The 20,429-nt window shown below is 70.3% G+C and carries 19 protein-coding genes; 10 read left to right on the plus strand and 9 right to left on the minus strand.

What is annotated here, in order from left to right:
- Positions 1-41 precede the first annotated feature (41 nt).
- The 3 genes from NUT86_RS25650 (at position 42) to NUT86_RS25660 (ending at position 3,634) form a co-directional block, all read left to right on the plus strand.
- Positions 42-1,568, plus strand: coding sequence for a WXG100 family type VII secretion target (locus NUT86_RS25650; RefSeq protein WP_274737772.1), 1,527 nt, complete (start codon positions 42-44; stop codon positions 1,566-1,568).
- Between the two features lie 118 nt (positions 1,569-1,686).
- Positions 1,687-2,883 carry a S8 family peptidase gene (locus tag NUT86_RS25655; RefSeq protein ID WP_274737774.1) on the plus strand — a complete coding sequence of 399 codons (1,197 nt, stop codon included), beginning with the start codon at positions 1,687-1,689 and terminating at the stop codon, positions 2,881-2,883.
- 247 nt (positions 2,884-3,130) lie between these two features.
- Positions 3,131-3,634, plus strand: a complete 504-nt coding sequence (locus NUT86_RS25660) for an FBP domain-containing protein (protein WP_159486541.1) — start codon at positions 3,131-3,133, stop codon at positions 3,632-3,634.
- Between the two features lie 31 nt (positions 3,635-3,665).
- On the opposite strand, the gene NUT86_RS25665 is transcribed toward NUT86_RS25660, so the two are convergent.
- Together NUT86_RS25665 and NUT86_RS25670 are read right to left on the minus strand one after the other, a co-directional pair.
- Positions 3,666-4,895, minus strand: a complete 1,230-nt coding sequence (locus NUT86_RS25665) for an alpha/beta hydrolase family protein (RefSeq protein ID WP_274737776.1) — start codon at positions 4,893-4,895, stop codon at positions 3,666-3,668.
- Positions 4,896-5,145: 250 nt separating this feature from the next.
- Positions 5,146-5,967 carry an alpha/beta fold hydrolase gene (locus NUT86_RS25670; RefSeq protein WP_159486537.1) on the minus strand — a complete coding sequence of 274 codons (822 nt, stop codon included), beginning with the start codon at positions 5,965-5,967 and terminating at the stop codon, positions 5,146-5,148.
- A 257-nt stretch (positions 5,968-6,224) separates the two neighbouring features.
- Between NUT86_RS25670 and NUT86_RS25675 the strand changes: the two genes are divergently transcribed.
- Positions 6,225-6,623 carry a MerR family transcriptional regulator gene (locus tag NUT86_RS25675; RefSeq protein WP_274737778.1) on the plus strand — a complete coding sequence of 133 codons (399 nt, stop codon included), beginning with the start codon at positions 6,225-6,227 and terminating at the stop codon, positions 6,621-6,623.
- A gap of 128 nt (positions 6,624-6,751) precedes the next feature.
- On the plus strand, positions 6,752-7,579 hold the full coding sequence (locus NUT86_RS25680; RefSeq protein ID WP_229838002.1) for a hypothetical protein: 828 nt from the start codon (positions 6,752-6,754) through the stop codon (positions 7,577-7,579).
- On the opposite strand, the gene NUT86_RS25685 is transcribed toward NUT86_RS25680, so the two are convergent.
- The 5 genes from NUT86_RS25685 to NUT86_RS40690 all read right to left on the minus strand — a co-directional run bounded on the left by NUT86_RS25685 (position 7,563) and on the right by NUT86_RS40690 (position 11,976).
- Positions 7,563-8,336 carry a succinate dehydrogenase iron-sulfur subunit gene (locus tag NUT86_RS25685; RefSeq protein ID WP_093637218.1) on the minus strand — a complete coding sequence of 258 codons (774 nt, stop codon included), beginning with the start codon at positions 8,334-8,336 and terminating at the stop codon, positions 7,563-7,565. The genes NUT86_RS25680 and NUT86_RS25685 overlap by 17 nt on opposite strands.
- Positions 8,336-10,090, minus strand: coding sequence for a succinate dehydrogenase flavoprotein subunit (gene sdhA / locus NUT86_RS25690; protein WP_159486533.1), 1,755 nt, complete (start codon positions 10,088-10,090; stop codon positions 8,336-8,338). The genes NUT86_RS25685 and sdhA overlap by 1 nt, the downstream gene beginning before the upstream one ends.
- Positions 10,091-10,110: 20 nt before the next feature.
- Entirely contained in the window at positions 10,111-10,590 is a 480-nt protein-coding gene (locus NUT86_RS25695; protein ID WP_018089153.1) for a succinate dehydrogenase hydrophobic membrane anchor subunit, read from the minus strand.
- A 6-nt stretch (positions 10,591-10,596) separates the two neighbouring features.
- On the minus strand, positions 10,597-10,977 hold the full coding sequence (gene sdhC / locus NUT86_RS25700) for a succinate dehydrogenase, cytochrome b556 subunit (RefSeq protein WP_026169539.1): 381 nt from the start codon (positions 10,975-10,977) through the stop codon (positions 10,597-10,599).
- A gap of 204 nt (positions 10,978-11,181) precedes the next feature.
- Positions 11,182-11,976, minus strand: coding sequence for a 2-oxo-4-hydroxy-4-carboxy-5-ureidoimidazoline decarboxylase (locus tag NUT86_RS40690; RefSeq protein ID WP_371874834.1), 795 nt, complete (start codon positions 11,974-11,976; stop codon positions 11,182-11,184).
- Positions 11,977-12,110: 134 nt separating this feature from the next.
- Between NUT86_RS40690 and NUT86_RS25710 the strand changes: the two genes are divergently transcribed.
- The 3 genes from NUT86_RS25710 (at position 12,111) to NUT86_RS25720 (ending at position 16,265) form a co-directional block, all read left to right on the plus strand.
- Complete coding sequence (locus tag NUT86_RS25710) at positions 12,111-13,829, plus strand: beta-N-acetylhexosaminidase (protein WP_159486531.1); 1,719 nt, start codon at positions 12,111-12,113, stop codon at positions 13,827-13,829.
- A 598-nt stretch (positions 13,830-14,427) separates the two neighbouring features.
- The gene (locus NUT86_RS25715; protein WP_371874833.1) at positions 14,428-15,219 is read left to right on the plus strand and encodes an RNA polymerase sigma factor; all 792 of its coding nucleotides are present in this window, start codon (positions 14,428-14,430) and stop codon (positions 15,217-15,219) included.
- A complete protein-coding gene (locus NUT86_RS25720) occupies positions 15,219-16,265 on the plus strand; it encodes a hypothetical protein (protein WP_266438906.1) in 1,047 nt (348 codons plus the stop codon). Before NUT86_RS25715 ends, NUT86_RS25720 begins: the two co-directional genes overlap by 1 nt.
- 285 nt (positions 16,266-16,550) lie before the next feature.
- Here NUT86_RS25720 and NUT86_RS25725 read toward each other — a convergent pair whose 3' ends face one another.
- Positions 16,551-17,426, minus strand: a complete 876-nt coding sequence (locus tag NUT86_RS25725; protein WP_274737783.1) for a L,D-transpeptidase family protein — start codon at positions 17,424-17,426, stop codon at positions 16,551-16,553.
- 137 nt (positions 17,427-17,563) lie between these two features.
- Here NUT86_RS25725 and NUT86_RS25730 point away from each other — a divergent pair, with 137 nt between their 5' ends.
- Both NUT86_RS25730 and NUT86_RS25735 read left to right on the plus strand, forming a co-directional pair.
- Positions 17,564-19,162, plus strand: coding sequence for an acyl-CoA mutase large subunit family protein (locus NUT86_RS25730; RefSeq protein WP_274737785.1), 1,599 nt, complete (start codon positions 17,564-17,566; stop codon positions 19,160-19,162).
- Between the two features lie 203 nt (positions 19,163-19,365).
- Positions 19,366-19,578 carry a hypothetical protein gene (locus NUT86_RS25735; RefSeq protein ID WP_026169541.1) on the plus strand — a complete coding sequence of 71 codons (213 nt, stop codon included), beginning with the start codon at positions 19,366-19,368 and terminating at the stop codon, positions 19,576-19,578.
- Positions 19,579-19,603: 25 nt separating this feature from the next.
- Here the strand turns inward: NUT86_RS25735 and NUT86_RS25740 are convergent, their stop codons facing one another.
- Positions 19,604-20,305, minus strand: coding sequence for a FadR/GntR family transcriptional regulator (locus NUT86_RS25740; RefSeq protein WP_018089162.1), 702 nt, complete (start codon positions 20,303-20,305; stop codon positions 19,604-19,606).
- Positions 20,306-20,429: the final 124 nt, after the last annotated feature.

Here is a 20,429-nt window from a genome sequence, read left to right on the forward strand (position 1 = left end):
CGCAGTAAAACGAACGCCAGACTGACGATCAGGGGGAGGCCATGTCCGACACACCCGCGACATCCGGCACCGAAGAGTACGAAAAGAAGATCAACGAAAAGAACCGAAAAGAGCAGATCAAAGAAGATTTCGGTTCGTACAAGCCTGTCGAGAAGTCCAGCTCGAACTTCCATGGCCACGGACTCGACGCACTCCGGGCGATGGTCAAGAATTCCGACCCGGACGCCATTGAGAGTGCGGGCGATCACTGGCGAGCGTCGGCTGACCGGCTTGCAGGTGAAGACGGAAGCGGCGGGATCCGCAAGGCGTTCATGGACGCTGTCGACCATGCCTCGGCGCACTGGCACGGCGCCGCGGCGGATGCCTTCCGGCGAGAAGCGCAGAAGGTCCTGAAGAAGATCGACCTGACCTATCGCCATGCGCGGAACGTTGAGACTGCCCTCATCGGAGGTCGCGGGTCCGGGCCGCAGGGCGGTATTGCGCACAGCTTGCGTGAAGCCAAGAAGACCATGTCGAAGATTGAGGACGCCGGCAAGGTCGAGGGCTTCTTCGACACCAATGGCAAAGACGGCGCTGACCAGCAGTTCCATAAGGACATGGCCAACCCGAAGATGGACGCCAAGATGGCGCTCGAGCTCAACCGGGACAATCTCTCCCTGAGTAAAGAGCGTCAGGTCGAAGCGGTCATCGTCATGGAAGAGTTGGCGAGCAATTACCGGGCGAACGAACCGACTGTTTCCGGTGGTCTCGGCCCCCCGCCCGGAGCTGGCCATGACTGGCCTACCGAGCCGAGGGAGCCTGCGCGCCCGGCTCCCGTCAATATGCCGACTCCCGGTGGCCCGCGCGTCAAGCCGTCCCAACTCTCCCCGCACGGGCCGAGTGGCCCGAGCGCGCCGTTCGACCCGAGTGGCGTGAACATCAAGCCGTCGTCTCCTCCCGTGCGGACGGACCTCGATGGTGTGCAGGGCGGCACCTTGACGCCGGCCAACCCGCATGTCCCCGGCGGCGGTTCCACCGGCGGTGGTGGCCACAGCGGTGGTGGGGGTGGCGGCGGTTCGACCGGCATGCCCGGCGGAATGATGCCCGTCATGCCTGGCAAGGGAGGCGGATCCAAGGGGCCCGGCGGCGCTAGCCGCGGCGGAGCCATGGGTGGCCGGTCCGGGGCGAGCCGTACGGGCATGCCTGGTGGGGCCGGAGCGGGCCGTGCGGGCATGCCCGGCGGAGCCGGAGCGGGGCGTCCGGGAATGCCCGGCGGCGGAATGGGGGGCGGAGCCGGAGGCGGCGCCGGCCGCGGCGGTGCTGCCGGGCGCAGCGGTGCGCAGGCCCGTACCCCTGGCGGCATGGTCGGTAAGCCGGGTGCACCCACGGGTGGCGCCAAGCAGGGCGGCTCCGGGCTGCACCGCAGCCGCGGGGGCGCGATGGCCGGCCAGGGCATGGCCGGTGCCCCTGGAGCCAAGGGGAACGGCAAGGAGAAGGAGCGCACCACCGGTCAGCGCCCCGATTACCTGATCGAGGACGAAGAGACGTGGACTCCGCAACGTAATGTGGCGCCGCGAGTCATCGAGTAGGGCGGCGAACGCCGACGACCCTGTCGGCGTTTGAAGGGGTGCTCCGTGCGTCCGCGTAACGGAGCACCTCGTCCGGCGGTCACCATCCGCCCGGAACGGAAGCAATGAGGAGCAAGGCATGAGGGTCACACGAACTCTGCGCGCGACCATCGGTGCTGCGCTGACCGGAGCGCTGTTTCTGGGCACGGGCGGCTCGGCAGTAGCGGATCAAAACAGGGACGCCCAGTGGCCGTTGACCGCCTTCGGTGCCCAGGACATCTGGAAGAAGAGCACCGGCAAGGGTGTCACTGTGGCCGTCATTGAGAAGGCGTTCCGCAAGACCCATCAGGACCTCACGGGCCAGTTTCTCCCGGGCAAGGACTTCCCCAATCCGACGGGAAAGGATGACGGCGGTCCGTATTTGAAGCCGGGCGAAGACCTTCGCGATCACGGTACCGGCATGGCCGGCCTCATCGCCGGACATGGGCATGGCCCCGGTGGCTCTGCAGGTATGAAGGGGCTGTCACCCGGGGTGAAGATCTTGCCCTTGACGGCGCAGAAGACGGTTCCGGCTGCAACTCGCTATGCGGTGGATCACGGAGCCGACGTCATCAACATGTCATTCCTGGCCGACCCGAATACGCCGGACATGTGCGAATCCATCCATTACGCGGTGGAAAAGGGCGTCGTGGTGGTGGCGGGTGTCGGCAATGATGGGCAGTCGGAGAAGAATCTGCCGTCCGCTTGCCCCGGTGCGATCGGAGTCGGCGCCGTCGATGAGTACGGGAACGTCTGGTCGATGAGTAACCACAACTCCGCTGTCGACCTTCTTGCGCCCGGCGTGGACGTCCCGGTCCTTGGCGGCAAGAGCGATTCTCACTATGGCACGACCGAAGGCACTTCCGTCGCCACCGCCTACGTCTCCGCCACAGTCGCCCTGCTCCGCGAGAAATACCCCAACCTCACGCCGGGGCAAATTGCCAACCGCCTTGTGAAGACAGCCGGTCTGAGCCCTTCCGTGAAAAAGAAGCACCTCAAGCTTCCCGATGATCATTACGGGTATGGCTACATCGTTCCCGAGGCCGCCCTCAATGAGGACATCCCCGCAGGCCCCGCGCAGGGCCCCCTGCCCATGCCGAAGGGGAAGGCGTCCAAGACGCCCGTCACCGCCGGCGTGAAGAATGGACCGAACCCGAATCCGCCCATGAGCATGGCCGACAAGCTTACGCTCTACGGTGGTATCGGGCTCGGCGTGCTCGTCGTCATCGGCATCATCATCGCCGTCGTGGTCGCCGTCCGCCGCCGCAACAACCCCGGCCCCCAGGCCTGGGGCTGAGCGCAGCCTGGTCCACCCCCTGCGTGGATGGACCGCACAACGAGCCGTGTCCGGGTGCATGCCGGACACGGCTCGTTGCGTATCCGGCTCCGGGCCGGGCTCATCCGGAAGACGACCGGGGCGGGAACGGCAGTGGTCCGGTGCGGTGCCGGTGCCGGGTGAAGTGTCGGTGGGTGGCGCTCTCGACCTTGCAGGGCGGTGAAAACCGGGCGACACCGCTCCGGGTGCGCTGTTAGCTTCCTGGATCATGGACCCCGTAGGTGAAAAAGCAATACGTGCCTCGTTCGTCAATTGCTCGAAGGGTGAGGCGAGCAGGATTCATCTGCCCGTGGGACTCGCTGAACTCCCATGGGATGACCTGGACTTCTTGGGGTGGCGGGATCCGGGGGCGCCGGACCGGAGTTATCTGGTGGCGCCGCGGGGTGACGGGATCATCGGGGTGACGTTGCGGGTGCCGCAGGGTGTGCGGCGGAGCTTCACCAAGACGACGGTGTGTTCGGTCTGTGTGACCGGGCATCCCGGGTCCGGAGTCAGCCTGCTCGCCGCGCGCCGGGCCGGGGCGCTGGGACGGCAGGGGAACACCGTCGGGACGTATCTGTGTGCCGACCTCGCATGCTCCCTCTACGTCCGGGGACGCAAGCGGTCCCAGCTCGCGGGGCGGCATGAGGAGACGCTGCCGCTGGAGGAGCGGATCGCTCGTACCGTGCGGAACCTGGACGCCTTCCTGGACAAGGTTCTTGAGGGCGAGTGAGTAGCACTGTGTCGGCCGGGCCGGTGTGAGGTCAGGGCTTCTGGAAGACAACCTCGGGGTTGGCGGCGGATGGGCCGTCCAGCAGGGTCCGGGGTATGCCGCGCAGCTGCTGGTCGAAGAAGGCGGTCACGTAGTCACGGGTGATCTCGCCGGAGCGTTTGCCGGAGAGCGGGGCGTTGGGGTCGGTGACGCCGAGCTGCGCGCCCAGGACCGGCAGGTCGATAAAGGTGAAGTGGCCGGCGTCGCGCACCGTGAGCCAGCGCTTCCAGCCGTCCAGGCGGTGCCAGTCGCGCAGCCAGCTGGTGTCCTCGTCGCCCGGCGCATGGCCGTTGAGGCCGCCGAGCATCAGGAAGGGTCGCCCGTCGAGCCCCGAGCGCGGGACGGGGGCGAAGAAGGTGCCGTCCATGTTCACCCCGGCGCGGATCCGCCGGTCGGCCGCCATGGCGCTTGCCGCGCTGTTGCCGCCGATGGAGTGTCCGGCGGTGCCGATCCGCTTCGGATCGATCATTGCCGAGTGCCGCCAGGCCGGGGCGTGGTGGCGGCCGGGCGCGGCCGTCAGGGTGTCGATGACGAAGGAGATATCGGCGGCGCGACCGTCGGCGACCTTGGCCATGAGCTTCCGCTGGGCCTTCTCGGGAGCCTTGTTGACCGTGTCACAGGCGACACAGGTGAGGGTGCGGCCGCCGGGGAAGGTGGTGCCGAAGGACTCGTGGGCGTGGTCGAGCAGGGCGACGACATAGCCGCGGGAGGCCAGCTCCTCGGAGAGCAGGGAGAGCGTCGCACGGTTGAGGGTGAAGCCCGGAGAGAGCACCACCAGGGGGTGCTTGCCGTCGATGGCGCGGGCCCCGGTGCGGGCGTGGGTCCGGGTGGCGGCCAGCTGCTCGGGCGGCAGCGCGTCCGCGTGCTTGATGCCCTCCAGAAGAGGCCGGGCCTCTTCGATGGCCATGTAGGGAGCGCGGGCGCCGCTGGTGCCGGGGTGGGCCGGGTAGTACATCGACGCCATCAGCTCGCGCGGGCCCGCGGACGGTACCCAAGGGTCCTTGCGGTGGGTGTCGGTGAGCGGGAGGGTGTCACGTCCGACCGCGTACGGCCCGGTGGGGCGGGGGAGTTCGAGGCGGGTGGGGGCGGCGGGGGCCGTGGGCGACGCGGTGTGGGCGGCGGGCGGTGCGGGGGCCGCGACGGCGGTGCCGGCGGCGGCGAGGGGCAGGGGGAGCGTGACGGCGAGGAGTAACGCGGCAGCCCCACGGCGAATTCGGTTCATGACCGGAGCGTAAGCAGAGCCTCTCGCTGCTGGTACTGACGAAAGTCATGATTCGCGGAGGGCGCTACCGGGAGCGTCAGGGCCTGGCGGGAGCCTCAACCCTCCGGTGCAACCGGCAGCCCCCGGCGTCACCGGATAGCCGCTGGCGTCACCGGAAGCCCCCGGGGCGTCGCAAGCCCCCCGGCCCCCCGGCACCCCCGGCACCCCCGGCACCCCGCGTCCCCTTCCCGGTCAGCAGCACCTCCCCCCGTCACAACCCCTCCCGCCCGAGAAAGCCCTGGATCAGCCCCTCCCACTCCTCCGGGCGTTCGACCATGGGCAGATGGCCGGTGGCTATCTCGGTGTATACGGCGCCGGGGATGTGGTCTGCCAGATAGCGCGAGTGGGACGGGTGCACCAGTGCGTCCAGAGTGGTGGCGATGACCAGGGTGGGCACCGAGATGCCGGGAAGATCGGCAGTAGTGTCCAAGGTCCGTACGAGTGCCGCCTGTTCGGCGGAGCCGCTCGGTGGGAGGGACGGGTCCGGGTCCAGTGCGGCGGCCCGTTCCGCGGGGGACAGGGCGTTGAAGTGGTCGGGTGCGAAGCCGCTGAGGGCTCGGGCCCGGGCGAAGCCTGTGTAGTCGGCACGCTCCAGGAGGTGCAGGTACAGGTCGAGCCAGACGGTTGTGCGGGCATCCGCCGCGGCGAGGCCCGCCGTCAGCACGAGGCCGCGCACCCGCTCGGGATGGCGGGTGGCGGCCCGTACGGAGACGGCCGTGCCCATCGAGTAGCCGATCAGGGTGAAGGTCTCCAGGCCGGCCGCGAGGGCCTCGGCGACCAGGGCATCGGCCAGTGCGTCCAGCTCCAACGGGCCGGTGGCGCGCGGGGTTTTGCCGGAGCCCGGGTAGTCGGGGGCCACCACGCGATGGCCCGAGGCGACCAGGGCGGGGATGAGGTCGCCGTAGTTGCCCTGGATGCTGCCGGTCGCCCCGTGGGCCAGCAGGATGCCGGGGCCGGCGGGATCACCGGCGACGGTGGTGGACAGGGGCGGGAGGGCGGCGGCCGCGGTGGCCGCGGCGGGAATCTGCGTCATGCGGAAAAGGTTGCACCTTGACGCCGGTGTGAAGGTCAAGTCGGTCCGGGCAACCGGCAGTACGACACCGGGCACCCGGCAGTCCGGCACCCGGCAGTCCGGCACCGGGCACCCGGCAATACGGGCACCGGGCAACCGGCAGTCCGGCACCGGGCACCCGGCAATACGGGCACCCGGCGCCCGGCAACGGCCCGGCGCGGAGGGGAACGGATGCAGAGCGGAACGGATGCAGAGCGGAACGGATGCGGGGGAAACAGATGCGGATAGGTGAGCTGGCGCGCCGTACGGGAGTCAGCACGCGAGTGCTGCGCTACTACGAGGAGCGGGGGCTGCTCCGTGCGCAGCGGGACGCGAACGGCTACCGGCGCTATGACGAGAAGGAGTCGGTGGAGCGTGTCGGGCGGATCCGGGAACTCCTCGCCCTCGGGCTGAACACCGACGACATCGGTGCGGTGCTGCCCTGCGCCCAGGGCGGCCCCGGGCTGATGCCGTGCGCGTTCTCCTCCGGCATCGTGGAACGGCAGATGTCCCAACTTGAGGCAGAAATAGCAGAGTTGAGCAGGAGGCGGGCCGCGCTCGAAGCGTATGCGCAGGTCATGGAGGAGCGCCGGGCGGAGGACGAGGCGCTGGCGGCGAGGGCGCTGCGGTCGGCCTGAGTGGTCCGGGGGAAGGCTTCCGGTGGGGGAGGGAGGCTACCCGCGGGTTTCGGTTGCGGCAATGTACCCGCCGGACAGATCCTCGTGGCACGCCGCTCGGGGAGGCGGCGCAGAACCAGGGGGACGACGTGCTGCGAGTGCACTTCACCGCGCAGGATCTGGCGCGTACGAGAGTGGCCGAAGGGGCCGACCCGTTATGGGAGACGGTGCTGAGCCTGCACGCCCTGCGGGAGAACCGGGCCGAACCGGCGCTGGCCGCCTGGCGGCAGCATGCCGTACGGCACGGTCCGGGGCCGCTGCGGACCCTGCTGCCGCTGGTGCCACGGCACGGCTACTTCCCGGACTTCCTCACACCGTTCGCGGGCCTGGACGGGGTCGAGCCGGGGCTGGAGGCCGTGATGAGCACCCCGCGGGAGCGGCTGCGGTCCGAGCTGGTGCTGCTGTCGGGGCACCGGGCGCTGCCGGGCTGGTCGCGCGGGATCGCGGACGGTGAGCCGGCCGCCCTGCGCCATCTGGCGCGCAGCCTGCGGACGTACCACCACCGGGCGGTGGCACCGAGCTGGCCGCGGATCGCCGAACGCGTCGGCCTCGACCGGGCGTTGCGCAGGCATGCGCTGGCGCAGTCCGGGGCGGAGGCGATGCTGCGGACGTTCGGGCCGGTGATGCGCTGGCGGCCGCCGGTGCTGGAGGCCGGCTATCCGGTGGAGCGGGACCTGTACCTGGAAGGGCGGGGGCTGGTGTTCGTCCCGTCGTACTTCTGCCGCGACGTACCGGTGGCGCTGGTGGACGACGCCCTGCCGCCGGTGCTCGTCTACCCGGCGAAGGAGAGGGTGAGCGACCGTGCCGAAGGGCCCCGCCTCCGGGGGTACGGAGGCGAGGCCCTTCGGGAGGTGCCGTCACTGCTCGGCGGCCGGGTGGGGACCCGGATCGCCGCCGGGCTCAGAAGCGGCGGGTGATCAGCGCCCGCTTGACTTCCTGGATGGCCTTGGTGACCTCGATACCGCGCGGGCAGGCGTCCGTGCAGTTGAAGGTCGTCCGGCAGCGCCAGACGCCGTCCTTGTCGTTGAGGATTTCGAGCCGCTGCTCGCCGCCCTCGTCACGCGAGTCGAAGATGAAGCGGTGCGCGTTGACGATCGCCGCCGGGCCGAAGTACTGGCCGTCGTTCCAGAACACCGGGCACGAGGACGTGCAGGCGGCGCACAGGATGCACTTGGTGGTGTCGTCGAAGCGCTCGCGGTCCTCGGCGGACTGCCGGCGCTCACGGGTCGGCTCGTTGCCGGTCGTGATCAGGAACGGCATCACATCGCGGTACGCCTGGAAGAAGGGCTCCATGTCGACGACAAGGTCCTTCATCACCGTGAGGCCCTTGATGGCCTCGACCGTGATCGGCTTCTCCGGGTTGATGTCCTTGATCAGCGTCTTGCAGGCGAGACGGTTGCGGCCGTTGATGCGCATGGCGTCCGAGCCGCAGATGCCGTGGGCGCAGGAACGACGGAAGGTCAGCGACCCGTCCAGCTCCCACTTGATCTTGTGGAGGGCGTCCAGGACGCGCTCCTTGGGGTCGATCTGCAGCTGGAAGTCCTCCCAGCTGGCGTCCTCCGAGACCTCCGGGTTGAACCGGCGGATCCGGAAGGTGACCGTGATCAGGTGCGAAGCGCCGGCCTCGGCCGTGTCCGCAGCCGCGGAGTCCTTGTCGAGAGTCGGGGTGCTCATCAGTACTTACGCTCCATCGGCTGGTAGCGGGTCTGCACGACCGGCTTGTAGTCGAGGCGGATCGACTCGACGCCGTCTGCGCCCACCTCGCGGTACGCCATGGTGTGCCGCATGAAGTTGACGTCGTCGCGGTTGGGGTAGTCCTCGCGGTAGTGGCCGCCGCGGGACTCCTTGCGGGCCAGCGCGGACACGGCCATGACCTCGGCCAGGTCGAGGAGGTTGCCCAGCTCGATGGCCTCCAGCAGGTCGGTGTTGAACCGCTTGCCCTTGTCCTGGATGGACACGTTCAGGTAGCGCTCGCGCAGCTCGCCGATCTTCTCGACCGCGGACTTGATCGTCTGCTCGGTGCGGAACACCATCACATTGGCGTCCATGGTCTCCTGGAGCTCCTTGCGGATCTCGGTGATCCGCTCGCTGCCCGTGGAGTTGCGCAGCCGCTCGACCTGGTCGACGACCTGCTGCGCCGGGTTCTCGGGGAGCTCGACGAACTCGGCGGTGGCCGAGTACTCCGCCGCGGCGATGCCGGCCCGGCGCCCGAAGACGTTGATGTCCAGGAGCGAGTTGGTGCCCAGGCGGTTGGCGCCGTGCACGGAGACACAGGCCACCTCGCCGGCGGCGTACAGACCCGGGACGACCGTGGTGTTGTCCGCCAGGACCTCACCCTCGACGTTCGTCGGGATGCCGCCCATGGCGTAGTGCGCGGTCGGCTGGATCGGGATCGGGTCCGTGTAGGGCTCGATACCGAGGTAGGTCCGCGCGAACTCGGTGATGTCCGGGAGCTTGGCGTCCAGCTGCTCCGGCGGCAGGTGGGTCAGGTCCAGGAAGACGTGGTCGCCCTCGGGACCGCAGCCGCGGCCCTCGCGGATCTCCGTGTAGATGGAGCGCGAGACGACGTCACGCGAGGCGAGGTCCTTCATGACGGGCGCGTACTTCTCCATGAAGCGCTCGCCGTCCTTGTTGCGAAGGATGCCGCCCTCGCCGCGCGCACCCTCGGTCAGGAGGATGCCCATGCGCCAGATGCCCGTCGGGTGGAACTGGAAGAACTCCATGTCCTCCAGCGGCAGCCCGCGGCGGTAGGCCGCGGCCTGGCCGTCACCGGTCAGGGTGTGCGCGTTGGAGGTCACCTTGAAGAACTTGCCGGTGCCGCCGGACGCGAAGATGATCGCCTTCGCCTGGAAGACGTGGATCTCGCCGGTGGCCAGCTCGTACGCGACGACGCCCGCGGACTTCTTGACGCCGTCGACGTCCTGGAGCAGCAGGTCGAGCACGTAGAACTCGTTGAAGAACTCCACGCCCTCCTTGACGCAGTTCTGGTACAGCGTCTGGAGGATCATGTGGCCGGTGCGGTCCGAGGCGTAGCAGGACCGGCGGACCGGGGCCTCACCGTGGTTACGGGAGTGACCGCCGAAGCGGCGCTGGTCGATCGTGCCGTCCGGCGTGCGGTTGAACGGCAGGCCCATCTTCTCGAGGTCGAGGACCGAGTCGATGGCCTCCTTCGCGAGGATCTCGGCGGCGTCCTGGTCGACCAGGTAGTCGCCACCCTTGATCGTGTCGAAGGTGTGCCACTCCCAGTTGTCTTCCTCGACGTTCGCGAGGGCCGCGGCCATACCGCCCTGGGCGGCGCCGGTGTGGGAGCGGGTCGGGTAGAGCTTTGTCAGGACCGCGGTGCGGCTGCGCTTCGTCGACTCGATGGCCGCGCGCATGCCCGCGCCGCCGGCGCCGACGATGACGGTGTCGTACTTGTGGATCTTCATGGTTCCAGTCAGCCCCGGCTTCAGGAGATGTTCGGGTCGAAGGTGAAGATCACCAGCGTGCCCAGAAGGACGGTGAACACCGTCGCGGTGTACAGCAGCATCTTCAGCCAGAAGCGGGTGTTGTCCCGCTGTGCGTAGTCGTTGATGACCGTACGCAGGCCGTTGGCGCCGTGCAGCATGGCCAGCCACAGCATCAGCAGGTCCCAGACCTGCCAGAACGGCGAGGCCCAACGGCCGGCCACGAACGCGAAGCCGATCTTGGAGACGCCGCCGTCGAGGACCAGCTGGATCAGCAGGTGGCCCAGGACCAGGACGACCAGCACGATGCCGGACAGCCGCATGAACAGCCAGCCGTACAGCTCGAAGTTCGTGCGGGTCGACTTCGGGGTCTTGCCGGTGCGCTTGCGCGGCGGCTCGATGACCGGAGCGGGGTTGTCCACGTCGTAGAGCGTGACGTTGTCCGCCGCGGGGGCCCCTGCGGAGGTGGTTTCAGCAGACATCTCGCGTCAGCTCCCGAACAGCGTGCGCAGGGTGTGCTGCAGCACGGGGTAGAAGGCACCGGCCATCAGTACGGCCCAGATACCGACAACGGTCCACAGCAGCTGCTTCTGGTACTTCGGGCCCTTCGACCAGAAGTCCACGGCGATGACCCGGAGGCCGTTGAGCGCGTGGAAGAGGATGGCGGCCACCAGGCCGTACTCCATCACGTTGACGATAGGCGTCTTGTAGGTCGCAACGACGTCGTCGTACGCCTCGGGGGAGACGCGTACGAGTGCGGTGTCGAGGACGTGAACGAACAGGAAGAAGAAGATGAGGACGCCGGTGACTCGATGAGCCACCCAGGACCACATGCCTTCCCGGCCGCGGTACAGCGTTCCAGCCGGCACGGAAAAACCCTCCGGGAGCGGGGATTGGGGCCAGCCGGCTTCTCTGTCGGTCGGGCCCGGCCGGGTACGGTCCACCGGCCCTGGCCATCGTAGCGACGTGTTGTCGGTTCCTTGCGCCGGGGTCCTTAGGTGTGATCAAACAGGCACCAACGGGCTATCACACAAGCACGAACCGGAATGTTCCAGGTCACATGCCGCGATCCGTCACGGGCCGGAGGCCGTCAGCCGGGTCAGCCGTCCGCGGGTCAGCCGGCGCAGTTCGTCCGCGGCGACCGCCCGCTCCTCGTCCGGTTCATGGCCCAGCCGGGTGCGGATCCCGGACAGCACCTGGTCGAGCAGCTCCTCGTCGCGATAGCCGTCCAGGCAGATCACGAAGACATGGCGGAAGCGCCGCTCGTACTCGGCGTGCGCGGCGCGCAGCGCGGTGTGGGCGGCCAGGGTGCCGGGGCCGCGGGCGCCGACGAGCGGCTGGGAGGAGAGCGACTCCTCGGCGAGCGCCTCGTCCAGCTCGGCCGCGGTCAGGTCGTAACAGGCCTCGTCGGCCGCGGCGAGCAGGGACTCCCGGTCCGGGTACGGGCGGTGCGCGGCGACCCGCTCGGCCCAACGGCGGCTGCCGCAGCAGCTCAGGAGCACGGCCAGGACGTCCTCCCTGGTGAGGGCGTTGAAGCGGGCGAGCCCGATGCCCTCGGCGCGGGGGTGCGGCAGCGCGGCGCCGCGGACCCGCGCGGATATGCCGCGCCGCGGGGGCTGCGGAGGGTGCAGCGTCGTCGGCCGGGCGGCCGGGATGTCACCGGACAGCGTGGGCTCCTCGGACGGATGCGAATAGGTCGGTTCGACAGGTGCGGGACGGACGACTGAAGGAAGCTGGGGGAGAAGCGGACCGAAGCCGGGACGCGGACGACGCGGCGGCGGGTATGGCGGTGGTGCGTGTGCGACGACACCCCGGCGGTATCCGGAGTTCCGGGAGAGCCCTGAAGGGGGTGACGAAGGAGACGCCACGCTAACGACGCTTGGCGACCACTGTCCGACGGATGCGCGAATTTCACCCGGATGGGAGAGCTTTCGCGCCTTCCCTGGACGACCAGCTCCGCACACCTGGCAATGCCTTCGCCCCGAAAAGTGAGGATTGCACGATGTCGAACCCGATGCGGCCGCCGCGCGCCCCGCGGCCCTCGGCCTCCCCGCGCCCCACGCAGCCGATGACGGGCAAGGGCCCGGCGGCCCGGTCCGCGCTGCCGGCCGCGGCGCTCGCCGGTGCCCTGCTGCTCGCCGGCTGCTCCGACGCCGCGGACACCGAGCCGCCCGGGAGCACCAGCGCCAAGATGAACCCCACCTCCGCCGCCACCCCGACCTGGGCGCCGGTGACCGGGACGCCGCAGGTCATCCCCGCCGTCCGCGACTTCCGCCGGGCCGACGGCCGCGGCTGGCGGCCCAGCAAGGGGGCCCGGGTGGTCGTACCGGCCGGCGAGAAGAGCAATGTCGCCGACGAGGCCCAGCGGATGGCCCGCGACCTCGGCGGGCTGGCCGTCGTCTACGGCGACCAGACCGTACAGCCGGGCGACATCGAGGTGAAGCTGACGGGGAACGGTGCGGACCAGGCGAACAATGTGCCCGTCCAGGGCGCCGCCGACGAGGCCTACACACTCACCGCCGAGGGCACCCGGCTCACTCTCACGGCCCCCACCGACGCCGGAATTTTCTACGGCACCCGCACCGTCAAGCAGGCCGTGCGCGCCGCCGGCGGGCTCCCTGAGGGCACCATCCAGGACCGTCCGGGCCGTCCGCAGCGCGGTATGTCACTGGACAACGCCCGCAAGCCGTTCACCCAGGACTGGATCGAGGCCCGGCTCCGGGAGATCGCCGACCTCAAGCTCAACCAGTTCCAGCTGCACTTCTCCGACGACCAGGGCTTCCGCATCCAGAGCGACACCCACCCCGAGATCGTCTCCGCCGACCATCTCACCAAGGCCCAGATCCGCCAGATCATCGCGCTCGCGCGCAGCCTGCACATCTCCGTCATCCCGGAACTCGACTCGCCGGGCCACCTGGGCGCCGTGCTCAAGCACTATCCGGACCTGCTGCTGCGCCGCGCGTCAGGCAGCGTGGTCCCCGGTGCGATCGATATCTCCAACCCCAAGGCGGCCCCGCTGATCGACTCGCTGCTGAAGGAAATGAGCGAGCTGTTCACCAACCCCAAGGGCGCGCCCGCCTACTGGCACCTGGGCGGCGATGAGTACCAGGCCCTGCTGTCGTCCACCCCGGCGACCACATATCCGCAGCTCACCCGGGCCGCACGGCAGAAGTACGGACCCAACGGCACCATCGCGGACCTGGCGACCGGCTGGCTCAACGACCGGCAGAAGACCGTGGAGGCGAAGGGCAAGAACCGCATCGAGGCCTGGAACGACGGATTCTTCTCCAGCCCGCGGGCGTCCGCCGACAAGGACCGGATGGTCGACTACTGGACCGGCAAGGAAGCCGGGCACCGTGACCCCTCGGCATTCCTGCGCGAGGGCCGCAACGTCATGAACTTCAACGACGAGTACCTCTACTACGTGCTCGGCGAGCCCAACCAGTTCGTCTACCCGACCGGCCAGCGGATCTACGAGAGCTGGACCCCGCTGGTGATCCGCGGCACCGGGGCGGTGGCGGTGCCCGCGAGCATGACCGGTCCGGACCGGATCCCCGGGGCGCGCTTCGCGATCTGGTGCGACCGGGCACAGGCGCAGACCGCCCCGCAGGTGGCGGCCGGTATCCGGCTGCCGCTGGCGGCGCTGGCGCAGAAGACCTGGGACCCGCGGACGCCCGCCCTGTCCTGGACGGGCTTCAAGGCGCTGGCCAACCGGGTGTGAGAGCGGGCCCGGTAAGAAACGGGTGAGAGAACCGGGCGAAGCACCGGGTGAGCGAACGAGGACGGCCGGGGCCGCCACCCCCCACAGGAGAGGCCCCGGCCGTCGTTCGCGAAGGGCCGGTAAAGGCCCCTATCCGATACAGCGCCAGACGCCGCGAAAGCGTCACACGGGGTACGGGCAGGGGTACGGCTAGTGGTCTGGACGCGGGCCCGATCAGGCCCGTAACGTGCGGATCCGCGCCGATGGGCGCACTGTTCACGCCGCTTGCCGCGGCCCGAAAAGCCGTCCTTGCCGGGAGTTCCAGATGGGTCAGAGCACGCACTTCACCGGTGCACCGGCCGCTGTGTGCTCCCGCGCTCCGGGCCCCGCCGGAGCGGGCGGTGCGCCCCTCCCGGGTGCGGAGCGCGGCGGCTCACGGGTTACGGTCAGCAGGAACATCCGGGTTACCGGGGGTTTCCGGCCGGCCGTGGCCGGCGGCGGGCGGTAGCCGGCACAGCTCCGGTGCCGCCGGCGGAGCCGGGCCGGTGACGTGGCCGGGTGAAGCGACAATGCAGCAAGGACCGGGCGGCGGACATTCCGCGTGCGACAGGATGGACCCGTGCGAGGGGACGACATTCAGCCGGACGACCGTCGGCTGACGGTGGCCGTGCAGGCGGCGCAGGCCGGCGACGAGGCGGCGTTCCGTACCGTCTACCGCGCCGTACATCCCCGACTTCTGGGGTATGTACGGACCTTGGTGAGCGAACCGGACGTAGAGGACGTCACCTCCGAAGCCTGGCTCCAGATCACCCGTGACCTCGCCCGCTTCAGCGGGGACGCCGACCGCTTCCGCGGCTGGGCCGCCCGTATCGCCCGCAACCGCGCCCTCGACCACATCCGGATGCGCGGCCGCCGCCCGGCGATCGGCGGCGACGAAAGCGAACTGGCCGACACCCCCGCTGTGTCCGACACCGCGGGCGAAGCACTCGAAGCACTGGGCACCGGCCGCACCATGCGGCTGATAGCCCGGCTGCCGCAGGACCAGGCCGAGGCCGTGGTGCTCCGGGTGGTGGTCGGGCTCGACGCCAAGAGCGCCGCGGAAGTGCTCGGCAAACGGGCCGGCGCGGTGCGCACCGCCGCACACCGCGGGCTGCGACGGCTCGCCGAGCTTCTCGGCGAGGAGCCGGGAGCCGGCCCGGGCGGACGGCAGGACAGCAGTCAGGACGGCGGCGAAGGCGGCGCCGACCAGCAAGAAGGCGCCCCCTCCGGCCGGCCCTCAGCAGGCCCGCGCCGAGGTGGTGGAACGGTGAGTGGGGTGCCCGTACAGGGCAGAAGGCGCCGCGACGGCGTGGCGGAATCGTACGTACCAGGTGTGACGGAAACGGCCGCACGAACGCAGAAGGACATGTGATGGCCGACGACCGGTACAACTGGCTCGACAAGGACACCGCGGAGCGATTGCTGCGCGGTGAACAGGTCAGTGCCCGGCACGGTGACGGCGCACGCGAACTCGAACAGCTCCTGCAGGCCGCCTCCGCGGTCGGCGGCAAGACGCCCGGCACCGCCGAACTCCCCGGCGAAGAGGCCGCCGTCGCCGCGTTCCGGCAGGCTGCCCGCCGCGGCGCCGGCGCACACAACCGCGCCGCCGACGAACCGTCCCCGGCCGTGCGCGCCGCACACGCCACCGGCCTCGCCGAACGCACCCGCCTCGGCCGCCCCTTCCGGCGCGGCTTCGCCGTCGCGCTCGCCGCCTGCGCCATCGGCGGCGTCGCCGTCGGCGCCGGCACCGGCGTGCTGCCCAGCCCCTTCAGGGGCGGCGAACCCTCACCCGCCTCCAGCGTCTCCGCCGCCGAGAGCCCCGGCCCGCTCGACACCCGCGAGCCCGGCGCCCAGACCGACGGCACCACGGCGCACACCCCCGACGCCACCCCCGGCGGGGAATCGACGGGCCCCACCGGAACCCCCGCACCCGGCAGCAGCCCCGGCGCCACCAAGCACCCCGGCCGCGGCACCCCCAGCGGCGGCACCGGACGCGGCGACAAGCCCGGCGGCGACGGCACCCGGCCGCCCGGCCGCGGCGACACGAAGAACGTGCTGCTCGCCCTGTGCCAGAACTACGAGTCCGGCAAGCGGGACGCCATGGACCGCGACACCCTGCGACGCCTCGAACGCAAGGCCGGCGGCCCGGAGAAGGTGCACCTCTTCTGCCGCGCCTACCTGGCGCGCTACCAGGACGGCGGCAGCACGGGCGGCGACGACGGCTTCGGCGGCAGCACGGGCGGCTCCGGCGGCACCGGACAGAGCGGCGGCTCGGGCGGCGACGAGGACGACGAGGATCACCCCTCCCAGACACCCGGCACCACCCCCGGCCCCGGCGCGACCGCCCCGGCCCCCACGCCCCCGGCGACCACCGCCGACCCCGGAAACGCCGTCCCGAGCGGAACCGCCACCCCGTAGGTGTGACGTTTTTTGAACCGGTGACGCAGTACTGAATGAAGCCGACTGGTCATCGGCTGCGCGAGGAGCCGGGGTTCCCCCCGTACCCACGGCTCAGCGCATCTGGCGCGGGCGGGGCACGTTCCCCCGGCCCTGCCCGCGCCCTTCTTTTGCGCCTAAGCCGGCGCCACCCCTCTTTGCGCCTAAGCCGGCGCCGCTCTCGCGGATGTGGTTGCGGTGGGTGGGGGTGGAGCAATTGTCGCTTCGGTCAGAGCGTTGGGCTGGGCCCGTGGATAGCGTGCGGGCTCAGTGATAGACGACCACCTTCGTGCCGCCCCTCACCGTGTGGAACAGGGCGGCGATTTTTTGTTTGTCGCGGACGTTGACGCAGCCGTGGGAGGCGCCGCGGTAGCCGTGGGCGGCGAAATCTGCGGAGTAGTGGACGGCCTGGCCGCCGCTGAAGAACATCGCGTAGGGCATGGCCGTGTGGTAGAGCGTCGAGACGTGATGGCGGCTCTTGAAGGTGATGTGGAAGGTGCCCTCGCGGGTGGGGGTGTACTGCGAGCCGAAGCGGACATCCATCGCCGAGACGATCCGGCCGTTGACCACCCAGGTGAGCGTATTGCTCCGCTTGCTGATGCAGATCACCCTGCCCCGCATGCAGCGCGGATCGGGGGTGCCGACCGGCCGGGTGGTGGGCGGGTAGAGCTCCGCGTGCGACGGCCGGCGGGTCTGTGAGCGCAGTGCGCGCCAGGCCGCGGGCTGCACGGTGCCCGTACGGGGCAGGCCCTGCCGCCGCTGGAAGGCGCGGACCGCGGTGGCGGTGACCGAGGCGTAATAGCCCGTCGGGGCGCGGTCGAACAGGCCCAGCTGGGCCAGCCGCGCCTGGAGTTCGCGGACCTGTGCGCCGCGCGAGCCCGGCGCCATCAGCGGCCTGGGGGCCGCGGGCGTGTGGTGGGCGGTGCGTGGGGGATGTGGCTTGGCGGTGTGCCGGGCGTGCGCGGGGGGCGGGTGGTGGCCGAGCGGCGGGGGAGCGGGAGTGGTGGGGGCGTAGCGGGTGCCCTTGCTGTCCGGGGAGCCGGCCCCGGTGACCGTCACCGGGCGGCAGCCCACCGCGAGCGCCGCCACCACCAGCACCGCGGCCACCGCCGGCGCCGTACGTCTTCCCCTGCTCCGCTGCATGCGCAACCCCCGGATCTCGGCGGCCCGACCGGCCATCGGTGACTCTTCCCAGTGCTGCGGGGCGGCGAACCTGCGGGCATGCTGTCAGCAAGGCGTAAACCCGGACGAACCGGTCACCCAATGGGAGGCGTACACCCATGGCGCACGAGTCGGGCAGTGTGCGGTACAACGAGAGCGGTCTGCCCATCGAGCCTGTGTACGGGCCGGAGGCGCTGGACGGCTGGGACCCGGAGCGCAGGCTCGGCGCGCCCGGCGGCTACCCCTTCACCCGGGGGGTGTATCCGTCGATGTACACCGGGCGGCCCTGGACGATGCGGCAGTACGCCGGCTTCGGCACCGCGCGCGAATCCAACGCCCGCTACCGGCAGCTGATCGCCCACGGCACGACGGGGCTCTCGGTCGCCTTCGACCTGCCGACGCAGATGGGCCATGACTCGGACACCCCGATCGCCTCGGGTGAGGTCGGCAAGGTCGGGGTGGCCATCGACTCCGTCGAGGACATGCGGGTGCTGCTGGGCGGTATCCCGCTGGACAGGGTGTCGACGTCGATGACGATCAACGCCCCCGCCGCGCTGCTGCTGCTCCTCTACCAACTGGTGGGGGAGGAGGAAGGGGTGGCGGCCGGTCAGCTGAACGGGACCATCCAGAACGATGTGCTCAAGGAGTACATCGCGCGGGGCACCTATATCTTCCCGCCGCAGCCGTCGTTGCGGCTGACCGCGGACATCTTCCAGTACTGCCGGGCCGAGATCCCCCGGTGGAACACCATCTCCATCTCCGGCTATCACATGGCCGAGGCGGGTGCCTCGCCCGCGCAGGAGATCGCCTTCACGCTCGCCAACGGCATCGCCTATGTGCGTACGGCCGTCGCCGCCGGGATGGACGTGGACGACTTCGCGCCCCGGCTGTCGTTCTTCTTCGTCTCCCGCACCACGCTGCTCGAAGAGGTCGCCAAGTTCCGTGCCGCGCGCCGGATCTGGGCCCGGGTGATGCGGGAGGAGTTCGGTGCGAAGAACCCCAAGTCGATGATGCTGCGGTTCCACACCCAGACCGCGGGGGTGCAGCTCACCGCCCAGCAGCCGGAGGTGAACCTCGCCCGGGTCACCGTCCAGGGGCTCGCCGCCGTGCTCGGCGGCACCCAGTCGCTGCACACCAACTCCTTCGACGAGGCCATCGCCCTGCCCACCGACAAGTCGGCCCGGCTCGCGCTGCGGACCCAGCAGGTGCTGGCGTACGAGACCGATGTGACCGCCACCGTCGACCCGTTCGCCGGGTCCTACGCCGTCGAGTCGATGACGGACGACGTGGCGGAGGCGGCCGTGGCGCTGATGCGGCGGGTCGAGGACATGGGCGGTGCGGTGGCCGCCATCGAGCGGGGCTTCCAGAAGGAGGAGATCGAGCGCAACGCCTACCGCATCGCGCGGGAGACGGACGCCGGCGAGCGGGTCGTGGTCGGCGTCAACCGCTTCCAGCTGGACGAGGAGGAACCCTACGAGCCGCTGCGGGTCGACCCCGCGATCGAGGCCCAGCAGGTCGAACGGCTCGCCACCCTGCGGGCCCGCCGCAACCAGCGCACGGTCTCCACGGCCCTGGGAGATCTGCAGAAGGCCGCCGAAGGCACGGACAACGTCCTCTACCCGATGCGCGAGGCACTGCGCGCGCGGGCGACGGTGGGCGAGGTGTGCGATGCGCTGCGGGGGGTGTGGGGGACTTATGTGCCGACGGATGCGTTCTGAGGGGGCAGTTGGGGCTGATGGCGGTGTGCGGGGGATGTCGCGGTGGCGGTGGTGGTGGGGGAGTCCGATGGGTGGTGGGGCAGGTTGCTGACGCGCGGGCGGTGGCGTGGCCGCTCGCGGTGCTGATGCTGGTGCGGCTAGCGAGTGCGGGTGTGGGGGCGGGAGCTTGTGACCGGTGAGCTGACCTGAGTCACACTGGAGCCATGTCGTCACCCCGCCGCGCGTGCCCCATCTGCACCCGAGAGATCGCCGTTGTCGGCGGCCGTTTCGCTCGCCATGATCCGCCCGGGCGGCGGACGGTGCTGGAGCTGATCTCCTGCCCGGGGTCGCGCAGGATGGCGCCGATGATGGCGCCGGCGGAGAAGCTGTTCGACCCGGAGGAGCCGCCGATCCCGGGGCAGCAGCCGCTGTTCTGAGGGGGGACCCCGCCCGCGCGGTCAACTACGGTGCGAGGACGTCCAGTTCGGCCATGGCGCCGGCGGTGATCTCGCGGGTCAGGGATTCCGCCCGCGCCGCGTCGCCGGTGCGGATGGCTTCGGCGACCTGTACATGGAGGGTGACCGCGGCCGGGTCGGGGTCGGTGAACATCACATGGTGCTGGGTGCGGCCGGTCAGGACGGCGGCGACCACATCGCCGAGCCGGGCGAACATCTCATTGCCGGAGGCGGTCAGCACCACCCGGTGGAAGGCCATGTCGTGGACGAGGTAGGCGTCGAGCTGCTGGCCGCGTGAGGTGGCGACCATGCCCATCGCCTCTTCGGTGAGCCGGGCGCACTGCTCGGGGGTGGCGTGCTGGGCGGCCAGGCCCGCGGCGACCGGTTCGACGGCCGAGCGGAGGACGGTCAGCGAGCGCAGCTGGCGCGGGCGGTCGCGGCCGGCCAGTCGCCAGCCGATCACCCGTGGGTCGTAGACGTTCCACTCCTCGGTGGGCCGGACGGTCACCCCCACCCGGCGCCGGGAGGCGACCAGCTGCATGGATTCCAGTACCCGGATCGCCTCGCGGATGACCGTGCGTGAGACGTCGAAGCGCTGCTCCAGTTCGTCCGTACGCAAGATCGTGCCCGGAGGGTAGTCGCCCGCGGTGATCGCGGGTCCGAGGGACTCCAGCACCCGTGCGTGCAGTCCCTTCCCCTCGTTTTCCATGGGCCAAGCCTACGTTCCCGGCCCCTCGGCCAATTAAGTATGACGTTTGCATCACAGGCTCTTGAATACGTCGTACCTAATGGGTTTCAGTGGGGCCCGCACGAGGTCGATGAGGACAGCGAGG

It is taken from the genome of Streptomyces sp. G7(2002) (genome assembly GCF_028870195.1).
Taxonomy (GTDB): domain Bacteria; phylum Actinomycetota; class Actinomycetes; order Streptomycetales; family Streptomycetaceae; genus Streptomyces; species Streptomyces nigrescens.